The organism is Aequorivita lipolytica, assembly GCF_007997135.1.
In the GTDB taxonomy this organism is placed as follows: Bacteria; Bacteroidota; Bacteroidia; order Flavobacteriales; family Flavobacteriaceae; genus Aequorivita; species Aequorivita lipolytica.
The window spans coordinates 1-1,798 of record NZ_VORU01000032.1 but is presented as its reverse complement, the minus strand read 5'-3'; the positions used below and the strand labels follow the sequence as shown (position 1 = coordinate 1,798).

General features: G+C 30.1%; 2 protein-coding genes. Both read right to left on the bottom strand.

Annotated elements, in window-relative coordinates; genetic code table 11:
• Window positions 1-255 precede the first annotated feature (255 nt).
• The gene (locus tag ESV24_RS15135) at window positions 256-819 is read right to left on the bottom strand and encodes a hypothetical protein (RefSeq protein ID WP_146951087.1); all 564 of its coding nucleotides are present in this window, start codon (window positions 817-819) and stop codon (window positions 256-258) included.
• A gap of 187 nt (window positions 820-1,006) precedes the next feature.
• Entirely contained in the window at window positions 1,007-1,642 is a 636-nt protein-coding gene (locus ESV24_RS15130) for an MOSC domain-containing protein (protein ID WP_146951086.1), read from the bottom strand.
• Window positions 1,643-1,798 lie beyond the last annotated feature (156 nt).

Genomic DNA, 1,798 nt, shown 5'->3' with positions numbered 1-1,798 from the left:
TCAGAAAAATGTTCTCTTGAGTAAGAATATATTCCCGTCACTTTATCTTGTCCATAGCAACTAATTGTAATAAAAATTAAAATTGTCAGTATAGTTTTCATTTTTTTTAGGTTGCTGCTAACGTTTAGTGTATGAGCAGTGGCGTGGTTCGACACGGACAATGGCAAACAGGTACTTACCACTGGAAAATCCGCAGGATTTTCCAAGTAGGCGAGAACAAGCCATTGCTTATACACATTGTTGTGAGCCGTTTTTCTATATTTCCATTATTAATTTATCAAATATTTCGAAATGGTGTTTTTCAGTTCTCATTTCGATTTTTAGTTTGTCATTCCGATGCTCAATTTTATAAATTTCTCCAGATAAAAATAGGCTTTTTAATATACTGGTCAATTTAAAAATTAGTGGTGATTTAGCATTTTTGATTTCCAATACATATTTGTCAGATAAGTCCAAATCAGATAAAGATTTATTTACAATTTTTCTGAAAAAATCTGTTGATGATTTTCTCCTGATTTCAAATTCTGAATTATGAGTTCCCTTTCTTTCAGTTTCCCATTCGGCAAGAACTAATAAATTTTGACATTTAGATGAAAGCAATAAATTCCCTGAAGTGAATGTTGACTTCTTATACATCAAAGTCCAATTTTTTGGTGAATTAATCTTTCCGAAAATCAGATAAGACCAAGCGTTATAATTGCCTTTCACTTTACCATTTTTGTTCGCAATATAATTTTCAAAATCCGAGCAAAATTTTTTATTTATTAAATAAAATGGCGATGAGAGTTCATTAGAAGCTGCATTTGGTTTTATTTTCATATGAATTTCTCGGTTTTTTGGTCAAATGGCTCACGTATTTGTATAAGGTTAGTTGCGTATTTTAAGCACTAAAGTTAGTAAATAAAACACAGATTTAAAGTCTGCGAGAATTTTCGTAAATAAGCTAAAACCAGCAATTAATTTTATACGGTGTTACCTTTAGTTTTTTTATTACTCTTTCAAAAGTCTATTTTAGATACTCACTTAATAGCATTCTTTTTTTTGGTGGAATTGCTTTACTTTCTATCGCAATTTTTAATAATTCCTGATTTTTTTCCTTTGAATGAACTAAATGAAATAATTCTGACACCGTTAAACTAATTTTTGGACGTTCAATTAAAACAAATTCATCATTAATATCAACATAACCTTCTTCTAAAAGACTTAAATACGTTCCTCCAAATCCGTGTTGTATAAATTGTTTAAGCACTTTTTGAGTTCCAAATTTATGTCCGAACTTATAACAAGGTTCTCTGTACTGTGAAATTTGTACTACAGTTTCTCCAACTTTATAAATATCTCCTAAATATACTTTTCTCTCGTCAAAGCCCGAAACAGTTAGATTTTCTCCAAACATTCCCCAATTCCAATCAAGATTTGGATATAAATTTTTCCAATATGGATATTGTTCTGAGGAAAATAAATAACAAGCTTTATAATATCCACCGTGATTCAGTCTATTAGAAATTTCATCGCTAATTACATCATTTTTTGTTAAATATATCGGCTTATTTGTAGGTTTTTTATAAATACCAGTAATTTCTTCTTTCCCTTTCCAAATGAATTTAGTTGGTTTTCCTATGTTTGTCGAAATTATTTTCATTAGTTCTGATTTCGGTTTTTAATTAAAGGTAACGTGTTGTGTATGGGCAGTAGCGGGATTTCCCCCAAAACTTTCGCCCTTAAACAGACTTTAAATTTATAAAATTATTTTCGGATCCAGCACGTAGCCGCTATTGCTTATACACAGTGTTAATGG

What these genes read in the sequence shown, in the direction of transcription:
- ESV24_RS15135 (WP_146951087.1), bottom strand. Translation starts at nt 819, where the DNA reads ATGAAAATAAAACCAAATGCAGCTTCTAATGAACTCTCATCGCCATTT.
- ESV24_RS15130 (WP_146951086.1), bottom strand. Translation starts at nt 1,642, where the DNA reads ATGAAAATAATTTCGACAAACATAGGAAAACCAACTAAATTCATTTGG.